Origin of the sequence: Sorangium sp. So ce426 (assembly GCF_051475585.1) — a bacterium.
GTDB lineage: Bacteria > Myxococcota_A > Polyangia > Polyangiales > Polyangiaceae > Sorangium > Sorangium cellulosum_B.
This window is the reverse complement of record NZ_CP150341.1, coordinates 12385179-12400155: the sequence shown is the minus strand read 5'-3', so window position 1 is coordinate 12400155 and position 14977 is coordinate 12385179. Positions and strand designations below refer to the sequence as shown.

General features: G+C 72.9%; 11 protein-coding genes. 8 read left to right on the top strand and 3 right to left on the bottom strand.

The features are described from left to right. Positions 1-29: 29 nt before the first annotated feature. Positions 30-2012 carry an aconitase family protein gene (locus WMF44_RS46535; RefSeq protein WP_437296481.1) on the bottom strand — a complete coding sequence of 661 codons (1983 nt, stop codon included), beginning with the start codon at positions 2010-2012 and terminating at the stop codon, positions 30-32. A gap of 229 nt (positions 2013-2241) precedes the next feature. Here WMF44_RS46535 and WMF44_RS46530 point away from each other — a divergent pair, with 229 nt between their 5' ends. The 4 genes from WMF44_RS46530 (at position 2242) to WMF44_RS46515 (ending at position 7433) form a co-directional block, all read left to right on the top strand. Further along, positions 2242-3591 (top strand): protoporphyrinogen/coproporphyrinogen oxidase, encoded by a 1350-nt coding sequence (locus tag WMF44_RS46530; protein ID WP_437296480.1) that lies wholly within the window; start codon positions 2242-2244, stop codon positions 3589-3591. Continuing rightward, positions 3588-4331 (top strand): glycosyltransferase, encoded by a 744-nt coding sequence (locus tag WMF44_RS46525; RefSeq protein ID WP_437296479.1) that lies wholly within the window; start codon positions 3588-3590, stop codon positions 4329-4331. Before WMF44_RS46530 ends, WMF44_RS46525 begins: the two co-directional genes overlap by 4 nt. A 94-nt stretch (positions 4332-4425) precedes the next feature. After that, on the top strand, positions 4426-6207 hold the full coding sequence (locus tag WMF44_RS46520) for a glycerol-3-phosphate dehydrogenase/oxidase (protein ID WP_437296478.1): 1782 nt from the start codon (positions 4426-4428) through the stop codon (positions 6205-6207). Then, positions 6186-7433: an FAD-binding protein gene (locus tag WMF44_RS46515; protein WP_437296477.1), complete on the top strand. Its 1248-nt coding sequence runs from the start codon at positions 6186-6188 to the stop codon at positions 7431-7433. The genes WMF44_RS46520 and WMF44_RS46515 overlap by 22 nt, the downstream gene beginning before the upstream one ends. A 45-nt stretch (positions 7434-7478) precedes the next feature. Here the strand turns inward: WMF44_RS46515 and WMF44_RS46510 are convergent, their stop codons facing one another. Then, complete coding sequence (locus WMF44_RS46510) at positions 7479-8816, bottom strand: S41 family peptidase (protein WP_437296476.1); 1338 nt, start codon at positions 8814-8816, stop codon at positions 7479-7481. A 454-nt stretch (positions 8817-9270) separates the two neighbouring features. Between WMF44_RS46510 and WMF44_RS46505 the strand changes: the two genes are divergently transcribed. The 4 genes from WMF44_RS46505 (at position 9271) to rpsT (ending at position 11942) form a co-directional block, all read left to right on the top strand. Further along, entirely contained in the window at positions 9271-9858 is a 588-nt protein-coding gene (locus WMF44_RS46505) for an RNA polymerase sigma factor (protein WP_012241290.1), read from the top strand. Beyond that, complete coding sequence (locus tag WMF44_RS46500) at positions 9855-11360, top strand: hypothetical protein (protein WP_437296475.1); 1506 nt, start codon at positions 9855-9857, stop codon at positions 11358-11360. The genes WMF44_RS46505 and WMF44_RS46500 overlap by 4 nt, the downstream gene beginning before the upstream one ends. A gap of 95 nt (positions 11361-11455) precedes the next feature. Next, on the top strand, positions 11456-11644 hold the full coding sequence (locus tag WMF44_RS46495; protein WP_044967265.1) for a hypothetical protein: 189 nt from the start codon (positions 11456-11458) through the stop codon (positions 11642-11644). 13 nt (positions 11645-11657) lie between these two features. Next, a complete protein-coding gene (rpsT, locus tag WMF44_RS46490) occupies positions 11658-11942 on the top strand; it encodes a 30S ribosomal protein S20 (RefSeq protein WP_437296474.1) in 285 nt (94 codons plus the stop codon). A 306-nt stretch (positions 11943-12248) separates the two neighbouring features. Here the strand turns inward: rpsT and polA are convergent, their stop codons facing one another. Further along, positions 12249-14951 (bottom strand): DNA polymerase I, encoded by a 2703-nt coding sequence (gene polA, locus WMF44_RS46485; protein ID WP_437296473.1) that lies wholly within the window; start codon positions 14949-14951, stop codon positions 12249-12251. Between the last annotated feature and the right edge of the window lie 26 nt (positions 14952-14977).

Here is a 14977-nt window from a genome sequence, read left to right as displayed (position 1 = left end):
GTGTGTATTACCGCGATAGGCGCTCTGCGTCATGATTCCGGGAATGCGATCTTCCCCGCAATCGCGCTCGCCGCGACGATGAGGGGACTGGCCAGGTAGACCTGGCCGGGCCCGCTTCGCCCCGGGAAGTTCCGGTTGATGGCCGAGACCGTGACCTGTTCCTTGCGGTCGGATACACCGGGACCGGCCTTGATGCACGCGCCGCAGGAGGGGTCGACGAGCTCGGCGCCGGCTTTCTCGAAGATCTCGAGGTAGCCCTTGGCCTCCGCGTAGCGGCGGATGTCCTGCGAGCCGAACTGGATGTAGAGGTGCACGCCGTCGGCGACGCGCTTGCCCCGCTCGACCGCCTGGCGCAGCACGGACGCGTACATGTCCATGTCGGCCTTCTTGCCGCCCGTGCACGAGCCTCCGTACGCGATGTCGATCTTCACCGGACCGCCGGCGGCCTCGTCGAGCGACCGCAGCGGCACGCCGTTCCGCGGATCGCCCGGCGTCGCGACCATCGGCTCGACCGACGCGAGATCGACGTCGAACGTCGCCATGTACTCGGCGCCCGCATCCGCGCGCACGATGCGCGCGCGCACGTCCTCCGCGGAGAGCCCGCGCTGCTCGACGAGGTAGCGCACGATCTCCTCGTCGGCCTCGATGATCCCCGTGAAGCCGCCCGCCTCGACCGCCATGTTGGTGAGCGTCGCCCGCTCGTCGAGCCCCATCGCGCGGACGCCATCCCCCGCGAACTCGAGCACCTTGCCGATGCCCTGGCCCGTCTTCCAGAACGGCTGCGAGAGCAGGAACAGCATCACGTCCTTCGCCGTGACCCCCGGCCCGAGCCGCCCGGTCAGGTTGAAACGCACCGACTGCGGCACCGCGACGCGGACGTCGCGCGTGAGCCACGCGTTCGCCATGTCCGTCGAGCCGACGCCGAACGCGAAGCACCCGAGCGCCCCCGCCATGCAGGTGTGCGAGTCGGTCCCCGCCACGATCTGCCCTGGCAGCGCGAGCTCCTCGATCACCTTGTTGTGGCAGATGGCCTCCGAGCCCACGGTCCTGCCGTCGCGCTCGACCTCGCCGTACAGCTTGATCCCGTGCCGCTCGGCGAAGGCCTGCTGCACCGTCGCGAGCGAGGCCGCCTGCTCCCGCAGGCCGAGCCTGAGGTGCGCCTCCGGCATCACGCGATCGAGGAACGTCAGGTGATCCCGGAAGGCGAAGACGCTCTCCGGCTCGGTCACGACCGCGTCCGGCCCGACGCCCGCCCGGAAGAGCGACTCGGCCATCGGCGTGACGTACTCGTGCGAGAAGCGCACGTCGATGCGGGCGAAGAGCGCGTCTCCAGGCTTGACCGCGGGGACGCCGATCTTCCCTGCCCGGGCGTCCACGATCGCGTGCGCCGCGATGATCTTCTCGCACAGCGTCATCGGCCGCGGCGGCGTGGCCAGGGTGGGCGGCGAGACCTCGCCGGCCATCCGCGCCTTGTTGTAGGCGAAGAGGCCGCCGTACTCGACGACGTCGGCGCTGATCGGGTCGAGCCCGCGGGTGAACTCGCCGATCGGGATCTCGTCGCCCCGCGCGATCCGGTCGAGGAGCGAGAAATCGGTCGTCGTGAGCAGCCCGATGTTCTGGCAGTTCTGGCCGTAGATCTTCTCGATGCTGCGCGCGACGACGATCTGGATCCCCGCCTCGCGCTCCGAGTACGGCGCCGTCTCGCGCGAGCTGCCGCACCCCTTCGAGCGCCCGCTGACGATGACGCCGAAGCCGCCGTTCTTGATGGCGTCGCGCTCGATGTGCCCGCCGCGCAGCCCGACCAGGCAGTAACGGGCGAGCGTCTCGTCGTAGTAGTAACAGACCCAGCCCGGCGTGAGCTCGTCGGTCGAGATGTTGTCGATCAGCGCGTGCTGCTCGGGATCGAAGCGAAGCTCGCCGCCCGCCAGCTGCTGCTTCAGGAGCGCCGGGTCCTCGGTCAGGTAGAGGGTCCTCCCGGTGACTTGAACGGACTTCCGGCGGGGGATCGGCATCTGCACCTCGGACGCCCCGGGACGCGCCGCGCGCGCTGGGACCTCTCCACACCTAGTCGCTCTGGGCGGAGGCGCCAACGGCGGTCTTTGCGCGGCGCGCGCGGAGCTCCGTGCGTCTTACGTCGAAGGCAGGAAATCCAGCATGAGCCGAGGAGCGCCTGGACGGCAGCGTGCCTTGACGACGCACCAGGGAGATGGTGTCTTCGCGGCCGCGGCCGGGCCGCGAGCGATGACCCGACCCACGATCTCCAGCGTTCCCGTCGCGATCCTCGGCGCCGGCCTGACGGGCATGGCAGCCGCGTATCATCTGGGACGGGCCGGCGTGCCGCACCGGGTGTTCGAGCGCCTGCCGCGCCCGGGCGGCCACGCGATCACGCTCGAGGACGCCGGCTTCCGCTTCGACCGGACAGGGCACCTCCTCCACCTGCGCGACCCCGCGACCCGGGAGCTCGCGCTGAGCTGGCTGGGCCCCGACCCGCTCGAGATCGAGCGACGTTCGATGATCTGGTCGAACGGCACGTACACCCGCTATCCGTTCCAGGCGAACACCTTCGGCCTGCCGCCCGCGGTGGCCTACGACTGCCTCCGCGGCTTCATCGAGGCGCACTTCGCCAAGGACAGACCTCTGCCCAGGAACTTCGAGGAGTTCTGTCTGGCGCACTTCGGCGAGGGGATCAGCCGCCACTTCATGATCCCCTACAACAGCCGCCTCTGGGGCGTGCACCCGAGCGAGATCACCGCCGACTGGTGCTCCCGCTTCGTCCCGATACCGAAGCTGGAGGACGTGCTCGCCGGGGCGGTCGGGCTGAACGACCGGGAGCTCGGCTACAACGCGAGGTTCCTCTACCCGCGGCTCGGCATCGGGCAGCTGACGCACGGGCTCGCGCGGGCGCTCGCCGAGCAGCGGCCACGGGACGCGCGAACGCCGGCGATCGAGCTCAGCCGCTCTCCCAGATCGATCGACTGGCGCGCGCGGGAGCTCGTGTTCGACGACGAGATCGTCCGGTACGACGTGCTCGTCTCGTCCGCGCCGCTGCCCGCGCTCGTCAGGCTCCTCTCGGACGCGCCTCGCGCCGTCGGCGAGGCGGCCTCCCGGCTGCGCTGCACGCACCTCTACTACCTCGACGTGGCGCTGGACACCCCGTGCGGGCAGCCGCTGCACTGGGTGTACGTCCCGGAGGCGAAGTACCCGTTCTACCGCGTGGGCTGCTACTCCCACTTCTCCGCCGCCATGGCCCCGCCAGGCAAGGCCGGCCTCTACGTCGAGCTCGCCGATCGCGCCGAGCCCGATCTCGCGGCGCTGCTCCCCCGCGTCGCCGAGGGCCTCGTCGAGATGGGCCTCATCCCCGCCCCGAGCGCCATCCGCTTCGCCCGCCTGCGCCGCATCGATCACGCGTACGTCGTGTTCGATCACAGCTACTTCGGCTCGCTGGAGGCGGTGCGGCCGTTCCTCGAGGGCCAGCGCATCCTCTCGTGCGGGCGCTACGGCGGCTGGAACTACTCCTCGATGGAGGACGCGCTCCACTTCGGGCGCGACGCGGCGCACCGCGCGCAGGCGCTCCTCGGAGGCGCGCCGTGAGCGCGGCCGCGCCTGATCGCGAGGACGCGGGCGGATCGCCGGAGATCTCCATCGTCATCCCCGTTTACAACGAGGAGGCGATCCTCCACGCCGCCGTCGTGGATCTGCGCGAGCGGCTCTCGCCGTTCGGCTGGCGCTGGGAGCTCGTGCTCGCCGAGAACGGCTCGCGCGACGGGACCCTCGGCATCGCCGGCGAGCTCGCGCAGAAGTACCCGGAGGTGCGGCATTTCTCGATCGGCGAGCCGAACTACGGGGCCGCGCTCCGCGCGGGCATCGAGCGGGCGCGCGGGCGCTTCGTGCTCTGCGACGAGATCGACCTCTGCGACGTGGATTTCCACCGCCGCGCCATCGCGATGCTGCGGGCAGGCGGCGTCGACATGGTGATCGGGTCCAAGCTCATCCAGGGGGCGCGCGACGATCGCCCGTGGGCGCGGCACGCGGCGAGCCAGGTGTACAACGGGCTCCTCCGCGCCACGCTCGGCTTCCGTGGGACGGACACGCACGGGCTCAAGGCGTTCCTGCGCGAGCCGCTCCTCGGGGTCGCGCGCGACTGCGTCGTGGACAAGGACGTCTTCGCCAGCGAGCTCGTCATCCGCGCCTACCGCGCTGGCCTGCGGATCGAGGAGATCCCCGTCCGCGTGCTGGAGAAGCGGCGCCCCTCGATCAACCTCACCCGCCGCGTCCCGAACGTGCTGCGCAGCCTCGCGAAGCTGACCTGGGCCATCCGGGTCCGCGGCTGACGGCCGGCTCCTCCAGCCTTCGCGCAGCATTCGCAGCGCCGCGCGCGAGGCCGGGCCCGCTCGTGGAAAAATTCTGGCATGCTATACGCCGCAGGTGACGATCCTCCTCTCGAGCGCCGCAAGACCGGCTCGCCGCGCGGACACCGACGTGGACGTCGTGGTCATCGGCGGCGGCGTGAACGGCGTGGGGGTCGCGCGGGACGCATCACAGCGGGGCCTGAGGGTCGCCCTCTTCGAGCGCAACGATCTCGCGTTCGGCGCGAGCGGCAACTCGAGCGGCATGATCCACGGCGGGCTCAGGTACCTGACCAGCGATCCGCAGGTGACCGAGAAATCGTGCCGCGACTCGGGCCACATCCAGGCGATCGCGCCGCACCTGCTCTTCCGGATCCCCTTCCTCGTCCCGTTCGAGAACGCGCGGCACGGGCGCCTCCTCTACCCGCTCGCGGACGCCTTCTTCGAGGCGTACGACAACTACCAGCCGCTCAAGCGCGGCAAGCCGCACGCGCGCCTCAAGCCCGACGAGCTCCGCCGGCTCGAGCCGGGGCTGCGCGGCGACCTGGTCGGCGGCTTCAGCTTCGACGAGTGGGGGATCGACGGCGCGCGGCTCTGCGTCGCCAATGCGGTCGACGCGATCGAGCGCGGGGCCAAGGTCTACGTGGGGCACACGGTCGAGCGGATCGAGCGCCGCGAGGACACCGGTGAGGTCGTCGCCGTCCGTTACCGGGACCGCACGACGGGCGAAGGCGGGCGGCTCCGCACGAGCACGGTCGTGAACGCGACGGGCGCGTGGTCGCCGATCACATCGTCCCTCGCCGGCCTCCCCGCCGCGAGCTCGCGCGTGCGGCCCGGCAAGGGCGTGCACGTCGTGTTCGACCGGCGCCTCACCAACTACGCGATCATGGCGAGGACGATCGACGGCCGTCAGATCTTCCTCGAGCCGTGGGAGAACATGAGCGTCATCGGCACGACCGACGACGATTTTTACGGCGATCTCGATCAGGTCCGCGCGACGAGCGAGGAGGTCAGGTACCTGGTCCAGGGCATCGCCCGCGTGTTCCCGCAGATCCACGAGGCGCGCGCGATCGGCACGTTCGCGGGCGTGCGGCCCACGCTCTACGCGTTCGGGCCCACCGAGGACGCCCTCTCGCGCGAGCACCAGATCGTCGATCACGCGGCGCACGGCGCGCCGGGCCTCTACTCGATGATCGGCGGCAAGCTGGCCAGCTTCCGGCTCTTCGCCGAGGAGATGACCGACGTGCTCTCGCGGCGCTTCGACCTCGGCGCCCGCTGCGTGACGCACACGACCGCGCTGCCCGGCGGCGATCGCGCGGTGGACGCGCTCGCGCTCTCGCGGCGGATGGAGATCGACGCGGTGGCCGCCCGGCGGCTCGTGTACCGGCACGGCTCGCGCGCGCTCCGGATCGAGGAGCGCGTGCGGCAGCGGCCGCGCGAGGCCGCGACGGTGTGCCCCTGCGAGCCCGTGATCGAGGCCGAGGTGCGCTACGTCCTCCGGCACGAGCTCGCCCGGAGCGTCGCCGACGTCGCGCGCCGCACGCGCCTCGGCCTGGGCGCGTGCGGGGGCATGCGCTGCGCGGCGCGGTGCGGGCAGATCGTGGCGCAGGAGCTCTCGCTCCCGCCGCGCGACGGGATGCGGCAGGCGGCGAATTTCCTCTCGCGGCAGGCGGTGACCCGCGCGGTCGCGCTCGGCCCGGAGCAGGCGCGGCAGGAGGCCCTCGCGATCGCCAGCGTCAGGTCGGAGCTCGGCGCGCCCGCGGACGACGAGCCGCCGGCGGCGTGCGAGGACGCCGATCGTCGCGGGCAGCGCGCCGCGAGGGAGCCGGAGGAGAGGGCGTGGCGCGATCGATCCTCGTGATCGGCGCCGGCGTCGCCGGGCTCGCCGCCGCGTGGAGCGCGCGGCGGCGCGGGGCCCGGGTCACGGTGATCTCCGCGGGCGTCGGCGAGACGGCGCTCGCGGGCGGCGCGGTGGACGACGCGCCGTGGGAGCAGATCGAGCGGGCGTCGCGGCTGCTCGGCGGCGACCTGCCCGCGAGCGATCTCGCGCCGGCGGCGAGGCAGTTCGCGGCGGAGCTCGGCCTGTGGGAGCTGCCGCAGGCGGCGGGCGTGCGCCTCGCGACCGTCGCGGGGCGGATCCGCCCCGCCCGCGGCAGGGATCGCGCGCTGCTCGACCTCGGCCCGCTCCGCCGCACGCGCGTCCTCGTCCCGCGCGCGGCGCGCGCCGCGTGGGACGCGGACGCGCTCGCGGAGGCGCTCACGGACGAGCCGTTCGCCCGGGCGCGGGGGCTCCGCTTCCTGCCGGTCGACGCGCCGGTCCTGCGCTTCGACGACGAGCGGCACATCGCCGACGGCGATCTCGCGGCCCGGCACGACGACCCGGCGCGGCTCGCCTGGCTCCTCGATCGGCTCCGCCAGGCGCTCGAGGGCGCGGGCGGCGCGGGGGCGATCCTGCTCGGCCCGTGGCTCGGCGCGAGCGCTCCGCGGGCCGAGGCGCTCGCGGCCCGCCTCGGCGTCCCGGTGGGCGAGGCGCTGATGGGCGCCGGCTCGCCGGCGGGGCTGCGCTTCGAGGCGGCGCGCGACGCGCTGCTCGCGGCGATCGGGGCGGCTCAGCGCCACGGCCGCGTGCGCGCGGTGGGCGGCGGGCACCCGGGACCAGGGGCGCCCGACGAAGGCGTCACGATCCACGTCGAGGGGGAGGACGTGCCGCTCGCGGCGGACGGGGTAGTCCTGGCGATCGGCGGCCTGGCCGGCGGCGGGATCGCGTACACGCCGCCCGAGAGCGGCGCCGGCGCCGATTTCCCCGCGCGCGGCGCCGCGCCGTTCGCGCTCTCGATCGCGGCGCCCGTCACGATGGGCGACGATCGCGGCGCGTTCGGCGTGGTGAGCTCCATGCAGGGCCCGGAGCTCGACGTCGTCGCGTGGCCCCGCGGCGAGCGCCTCGGCGCGCTGGAGGCGGTGGGGGTGCGGTGCGAGGGCGTCCGCGCCGCGCCCGGGATCCTCGCGGCCGGGGCGACCATCGCGGGGAGGGCGCGCACCGTGCTCGACGCGGTGACGACCGGGCTCCGCGCCGGCGCCGAGGCCTGACGCGCGTCGAGCGGCGCCCGGCGCAGGTCGCTCGACGCGCGATCCTCAGCGCTGGCGGCTCGCGGGGATGGCGCGGAGGAGCTGCTGGTACCCGACGGCGAGCGCGAAGTCGCTCCCGCGGTTGGGATCCGAGGGCATGTCGCCCTCGGGGCCGGCCCCCGCGGCCGCCTCGGCGCGCTTCTCCACGAGCACGGCCCTCGGCGAACGGTCGCCGATCGCCCCTTCGGCGGGGAGGTGTCCCTCGAGGTCCTGCTCGCGGAGGATGGCGGCCGGGGCCTGCTGCGCCGCGCTCTCGATGACGACATCCGGCCGGATGCCCTGGGCCTGGATCGAGCGCCCGTTCGGCGTGTAGTAGCGCATCGTCGTGAGCCTGACCCCGGCGCCGCCGGGCAGCTCGTAGATCGTCTGCACCGATCCCTTGCCGAAGGTCCTCGCGCCGACGAGCACGGCGCGCCCGCTGTCCTGCAGGGCGCCCGCGACGAGCTCGGCGGCGCTCGCGGAGTACTCGTTCACGAGCGCGACGATGGGCAGCGAGGCGAACGCGCCGCCGTCGTGCGCCTTCGCCTCGTCGACGACCTGGTTGCGCTGGCGCGTCGAGTAGATCGTCCCCGAGGAGAGGAGCTCGTCGGCCACGGCCTCGGCCTCGTTGACGAGGCCTCCGGGGTTGTTGCGCAGGTCCAGGATGACGCCGGCCAGCGGCGCCTTCGATGCGGCGCGCAGCTTCGCCGCGGCGCGGAGCATCTCTTCGTGGGTGCCTTCCTGGAACTGCTTCACGCGGACGTACGCGATGTCCCGGTCGAGGCGCTTCGCCGCGACGCTCGTGACGTGGATCTGCTCCCGCGTGAGGTCGAACGAGAGGGGCTCGGGCGCGCCCTGCCGGCGGATCGTGAGCTTCACCCGGGAGCCGGGCGCCCCGCGCATGATCTTCACGAGCTTGTCGAGGCGCTCGCCGCGGACGGGGCGGCCGTCGATCGCGAGGATCTGATCGCCGGGGCGGATGCCCGCCCGCGCCGCCGGCGAGCCCTCGATCGGCGCGATGACGGTGATGTTGTCGTCCTTGGCGTCGACCTCGATGCCGACGCCGCCGAACGTCCCCCCCGTCTCTTCCTGGAACTGGGCGAACTCCGAGGAGTTCATGTACGCCGAGTGCGGGTCGAGCTCCGCGACCATCCCCTTGATGGCGCCGTCGAGGATCTTGCTGCGCTGCGCCGGCTCGACGTAGTTGTTCTCGACGAGCACGAGCACGCGCGCGAGCTGATCGAGCGGAGCGTAGGGGCTCTGCGCCTGTGTGCTCGCGCCCGCGAGGTGGGAAGTCGCCGCCCCTCCTGCGAAGGCCGCAGCGATGAGCCCCAGGGTGCGCATCCAGCTCGAGAAGCGTTGCATCCGCCGACCATAGCAGCGGAACGGGCGGCGGCGCCGTGCGCCGGCGACGGCCGCGCGCGTTCTCACGCCTGCGCGGCGCGCGTTCTCACGCCTGCGCGGCGCTCGTTCTCACGCCTGCGCGGCGCTCGTTCTCACGCCTGCGCGGCGCGCGGTGGGCCGGGCGACGCCGCGCAGGCTTTCGAAGTGCCAGCGCGGGCGTATCGCCCGCCGGTCGACGAGGTCATCACGGCGCCCAAGCTCCGGGCGCATGGTTTGTCCTAAGAGGAGTGTTCGGCTATCTTCGCGCGCCTGAACGTGGAACTTGCCTCCTCATCGCCCGGCTTCGCGCTCGCGAAGCGGGGCTCGCCGCGAGGGGCTTCTCTCGCCGAGACGGTCGGGGGCCGTCGCGAGGAGGTGTCCGCGGCTGCGCTGTCGTCCGTGCGCGGGAGACAACTCGCACCCCGAGGCGGCTAGGATGGCCAAACCCACCGATCGTGAGCTCGTCGATCAAGCCCGGAGCGGAGACGCCCAGGCGTTCGGGGTGCTGGTTCGTCGATATCAGAAGCGCATCTTCCGGCTGGCGTTCCACCTTGTCCGCTCGGGCGCGGAGGCAGAGGACGTGACGCAGGAGACCTTCGTCCGGGCCTACCAGGCGCTCGATCGGTTCGACGGCCGGAGCGAGCCGTTCACCTGGCTCTACCGGATCGCCGTGAACCTCTCGCTCAACATGATCCGGGCCCGCAAGCCGAGCAAGAACTCGACCCCCGCGGACGATCCGCGCATCGAGGCGCTGCTGCTCGAGACGCGCCCGAGCCACGGCGTCGATCCGGCCGCGTCGACCCAGCGGCGCGAGCTCGCGGCCGCGCTCTGCGACGGCATCGACGCGCTCTCGGACACGCTGCGGACGACGCTCATCCTCGTGTGCATCGACGGCGTGCCCCACGAAGATGCCTCCAGGATCCTGGGTTGTCCGGAAGGAACAGTCGCCTGGCGCGTCCACGAGGCGCGCCGCAAGCTCCGTGCATACCTTGCGGAGCGCGGTTTCGGAGGGGACGCCGAATGAACGTCACCGACAAGCTCGACCTCGACGGGATGCTCAACGATTGGCCTGCCCCCGCGCCCTCGACGAACGACGAGGAGGCGTGGGAGACGCGGGCCGCTCACATCGTCGAGGCCGCCATCTCCCGGCGCTCGGAGGACACCGCGGCGGCAGCCGATCTCCTCGCCCCCCCCGACCTCACCGCAGCGCCAGGCGAGGAGCAGACGGAGGATCCTTCGCGCGAAGCACGCGCATCAGGAGAACGCAGCACCATGGGGGACGGATCACAAGCAGCCAGGGCCTCGAAGCCTGAGAGCCTGTCGGGCGGCACCTTGTCGCGGCCGCCGGAGAAGAGGCGCCAGTCGCTGAAGGAGATCGCCGAGCGGGTCAGCCAGGCGCCGGGTCGCGCGAGCGGTATACCCGCGATGAGCGGCGCTGCGCTCTCGACGCCGCTGCCGGCTTCGGGACGCAGCTCGGCGCCGCCAGGGCGTGTGTCCCCGCTGCCGGGGCGCGGCTCGCTCTCCGGCGGCGCCCGCGCGTCGTCGCCGTCCCTGCGGCCGGCGGAGGGGGTGCCCGAGGACTCCGGGGTCATCGATCTGAACCGGCTCAACGCGTCGGCGCCCTCGGAGGTGGAGGCCTCCGAAACGGCGCGGCCCGGCGCGGCGGCTCGGTTCGAGGACGCGAAGGCGGCGGCGGTCATGCCGGTGGCGGCGCGCCGCGCCCCGTCCGCGCCCGTGGCTTCGGCTCCAGCGAAGAAGCGATCCGGCGGGGTGATCGCCGGCGCGGCGGTCGCGGCCCTGGGGCTGGCGGCGGCGGTCGCGGTCATGGTGAAGACGACGGCGGCGCCGCAGCCGGAGATCGCGGCGACTACGCCGCCCGCGCCGACCACCGCCGCGACGCCTGCCGCGCCGCGCGGCGAGACGCCGGTCGAGCCGGCTGCTCCGGTCGCCGCGGCGCCGGAGGAGCGCGCCGCGGTCGAGCAACCCGTGCAAGCGGAGGAGAAGCTCGTCGCGGCGCCCAAGGCGCAAGCCGCCCCCGCCGGCGGCGGCGCTCCTGCGCCGGCGGCCGTCGAGGCGCCGGCCACGCCTGTCGTGTCGCCGAAGCCCGAGCAGGGAAAGACGGCGGCTGCGCCGGCGGCGGCTGGCAAGCCGGGGGATCTCCCCTCGGCCATGCAGGCGGCCGTGGGCGACGATGCGGAGCGACAGCCGTCGGTCGTCTCGGAGGCGCCGGTGCCGGCGTCGGGTCCGCTCCGGCAGCAGAACATCCCCGAGCAGCCGTCGCAGGGCTCGGTGCAGGCCGCGCTCGGCTCGGTCATGGGCAGCGCCAAGGCGTGCGTCGCGGGCGCGAACGACGTGTCGCGCGCGCAGATCACGTTCTCGTCGACAGGCCAGGTGAGCAAGGTCAGCGTCAGCGGGTGGGCGGCGTCGAACGGCCAGTCGAGCTGCGTGCAGTCCGCGCTCAAGGGCGCCAACGTGGGTCCTTTCTCCAAGCCGTCCTTCTCGGTCAGCGCGACGATCCGGCCCTAGCCCTGACCACGCACCCACACGCCGACGCGCCCTCGCGGAGGGCAGACAACCTCCCGGTTGACACAGCCCCCCCCGTGGGTAGAATGCGCGCCCCCATGGTTTCCGCGACTCAGCAAACCCAGCGCATCCGCCGGCGCAAGGCGCGCACGGCGGGCACCCGCCGCAAGCGCTTCGAGCGCGCACACGGCACCCCCGCGTTCCCGATCCATCCGGCGGGTTACGACCAGAACGCGCCGGACGCCCTGCGCGCTGCCACGCCCGCCGAGGCGCAGGCGAAGAAGTAGGAGAGCTTTTCTCATGGCCAATCACGCATCTGCCGACAAGCGCAACCGCCAGCGCATCACGAGGACCGCGCGCAATCGCGCCATCAAGTCGGAGCTCCGCACGGTCGTCAAGAAGGCGCGCACCGCGCTGAAGGGCGTTCCGCAAGAGTCCGCTGCGCCGGTGACCGCCGCGGTGAGCGCGCTCGATCGTGCCGCGTCGAAGGGGACGATCCCCGCCAAGCGCGCGTCGCGCGTGAAGAGCCGCCTCGCCCTCGCCCTTCACAAGGCGAGCGTCGCTGCCAAGACCGCCGCGAGCTGAGAACACCCCTTTCCGCACGTACGCCCCGCTCACCGCAAGGTGCAGCGGGCGTCGTCGTTTTGTCTCCCCGCAACACCGTAGCCCCCCGTTGCAGTAGACCCTCGCTGCCGTCCCGCCGCCGTCACAGCCCCGGAGAGCGCGTCTCTTCTCTCCGCCCCTCTCTCCTCTCCCCCCATGACGCCAGCGGGCGGGCACCCGCACAGGAGACGGGTCCAGCTCGGCGTTTTCGGCGCGGAAGCGTACTCCGGTACGCTGAGCACCGAAAACGCCGAGATGGGCCCGTATCCGAAGCGGGTGCCCGCCCCTTCAATGAGCGTCGGCCCAGGTGGGTCCGTGGCCGACGTCGACGACGAGCGGGACGTCGAGCGGGAAGACCGACTCCATGGCCTCCCGCACCTTCGCCTTGGCCTCGTCCACGGCCTCGGCCGGCACCTCGAACGCGAGCTCGTCGTGCACCGTGAGCACCATGCGCGCGCCGGGCACGACGGGGCGCGGGACGCGCACCATCGCGAGCTTCAGGAGATCCGCCGCCGTCCCCTGGATGGGGGTGTTCTGCGCGATGCGCTCCGCCTGAGCGCGGCGCATGCGGTCGCTGCTGCGCAGATCCGGGAGCAAGCGGCGCCGGCCGAGCAGCGTCCGCACCGACTCGGAGCGCTTCGCCTCGGCCATCGTCCCCTCCATGAACTCGTGCACACCCCGGTAGCGCGCGAAGTAGGCGTCGATGAAGCGCGCCGCCTCCGCCCGCGAGATGTCGAGCCGCTTGGCGAGCGCCGACTCGCCCATGCCGTAGATCACGCCGAAGTTGATCGTCTTGCTCCGGCGGCGCATCTCGGCGGTGACCCCTGCCTGGTCCACGCCGAAGATCTCCATGGCCGTGCGCACGTGCACGTCCTGCCCGGTGCGGAAGGCGTCGACGAGCACCGGGTCCTTCGAGAGGTGCGCGAGGACGCGCAGCTCGATCTGGGAGTAGTCGGCGCTCACGATCACGCTCCCGGGCGGCGCCACGAACGCGCGCCGGATCATCCGGCCGAGCTCCGTGCGGATCGGGATGTTCTGCAGGTTCGGGTCCTGCGACGAGAGCCGCCCGGTCGCGGCCACGGCCTGGCCCCAGCGCGTGTGGATCCGGCCCGTGCCCGGGTGCACCAGGCGCGGCAGCGCGTCGACGTACGTGCCCTTGAGCTTGGCGATGGCGCGGTGCTCGAGGACCACCCCGGGGAACGGGTGCTCCTCCGAGAGCGCCTCGAGCACGTCGGCGTCGGTCGAGCGGCCGGTCTTCGTCTTGCGCTGGGAGCGCAGCTTGAGCTCGTCGAACAGGACCGCCTCGAGCTGCTTCGGCGACGCCAGGTTGATGTCGTGCCCCACGATCTCGCGCGCCTTCTGCTCCAGCGCGGCGAGCTCGGTCGTCATCTGCGCGCCGAGCTGCGCGAGCGCGTTCGGGTCGACGAGGACGCCCGTGAGCTCCATCTCCGCGAGCACGGCGGAGAGGGGCAGCTCGATCTGCACGAGCAGGTCCTCGAGCTTCTCGGCGCGGAGCCGCGGGCGCAGCCGGTCGGTGAGCGACAGCGCGACGTCGGCGAACGCGGCCCCGTAGCTCGACGCCTCGCCGAGCTCGATCTCGTCGAGGGCGCGCTGCGCCTGGCCGCGGCGCTTCGGGGCCACCTCGTCGAGGGTCTGCATCTTGGCGCCGAGCTCGCGCTCGGCCAGCTCGTGGAGCTGGTTCTTCCCCTCGGGATCGAGCAGGTAGCTCGCCAGCATCGTGTCGAAGGAGACGCCCACGAGCCCGATGCGGTGCCGCAGGAGGATCACCTCGCAGAACTTGACGTCGTGGCCGACCTTCGGGAGCTCGGGGTCGGCGAGCAGCGGGCCCATCACCGCGTCGATGTCGCTCATCGAGAGCTGGGCCGGCGCGCCGAGGTAGCGGTGGCCCAGCGGGACGTACACGGCCTGCCCCGGCTCGCAGGCGAGCGCGACGCCGCAGACGTGGGCGCTCATCGGCTCGCGGCTCGTCGCGAGCACGTCGAGGGCGAGGCGACCGGCCGCGCGCGCCGACCTGGCGAAGGCCTCGAGCTCCTCGCGCGTCGTGAGGATCCGGTAGGTCGCCGCGCGCGCGGTCGGCTCGGGCGCGCGGACCGCCTTCAGGAAGCGCGAGAAGCCGAGCTCGGTGAAGAGCTCGCGGAGCCTGCCGGTGTCCGCGCCGCCGTAGCGCAGCGTCTCGAGGTCGAGCGACACGGGCGCGCCGCCGTCGAGCGTCACGAGCTTCTGCGAGAGGCGCGCGTCGGCCTCGTTCTGCTGGAGCGACTCCCGGATGCGGGGCTTCTTGACCTCGCCGATGCGCTCGTAGATCGCCGAGAGCGAGCCGAACTGCGCGAGCAGCTCGGCGGCCGTCTTCAGGCCCACGCCGGGGACGCCAGGGACGTTGTCCGAGGTGTCGCCGACGAGCGCGAGCAGGTCGCGCACCTGCTCCGGCGGCACCCCGAACTTCGCGACGACCTCGGGGTGCCCGTAGACCTTGTCGCGCATCGCGTCCCAGAGCATCACCTGCTCGCCGTCGACGAGCTGCATCAGATCCTTGTCGCTCGACGCGATGACGACGCGCAGCCCCCGCTCCCTGGCCCGCGCGACGGCGACGGCGACGAGATCGTCCGCCTCGAGCCCCTCCTGGATGAAGATCGGGATGCGGTACGCCTCGACGATCTCCCGGCACCGGCTCATCTGCACCCCGAGATCGGGCGGCGGCGGCGGCCGGTGCGCCTTGTAGCGGGGGTCGAGGTCGTCGCGGAACGTCTTGCCCGGCGAGTCCATCGCCACGCCCAGGTACGCGGGCTTCCGCTCCTCCACGAGCTTCGTGAGCATCGCGACGGTGCCGTACGTCGCGTGGGTCGGCTCGCCGCTCGGGCTCGAGAGCGGGCTGATCGCGTGGTAGGCGCGGAAGACGTAGCCCGACAGGTCGACGAGGTAGAGGACGTCCGGAGCTCCGGCCGGGGGAAGCGCGGTAGGGCGCGTGGACATGGACCGACCCTTAGCACCTCGGCGCG

Bases quoted from the DNA above. Each gene is read 5' to 3' on its own strand.
- WMF44_RS46535 (WP_437296481.1), bottom strand. From the start codon at position 2,012: ATGCCGATCCCCCGCCGGAAGTCCGTTCAAGTCACCGGGAGGACCCTC.
- WMF44_RS46530 (WP_437296480.1), top strand. From the start codon at position 2,242: ATGACCCGACCCACGATCTCCAGCGTTCCCGTCGCGATCCTCGGCGCC.
- WMF44_RS46510 (WP_437296476.1), bottom strand. From the start codon at position 8,816: ATGCAACGCTTCTCGAGCTGGATGCGCACCCTGGGGCTCATCGCTGCG.
- WMF44_RS46505 (WP_012241290.1), top strand. From the start codon at position 9,271: ATGGCCAAACCCACCGATCGTGAGCTCGTCGATCAAGCCCGGAGCGGA.
- WMF44_RS46500 (WP_437296475.1), top strand. From the start codon at position 9,855: ATGAACGTCACCGACAAGCTCGACCTCGACGGGATGCTCAACGATTGG.
- WMF44_RS46495 (WP_044967265.1), top strand. From the start codon at position 11,456: ATGGTTTCCGCGACTCAGCAAACCCAGCGCATCCGCCGGCGCAAGGCG.
- rpsT (WP_437296474.1), top strand. From the start codon at position 11,658: ATGGCCAATCACGCATCTGCCGACAAGCGCAACCGCCAGCGCATCACG.
- polA (WP_437296473.1), bottom strand. From the start codon at position 14,951: ATGTCCACGCGCCCTACCGCGCTTCCCCCGGCCGGAGCTCCGGACGTC.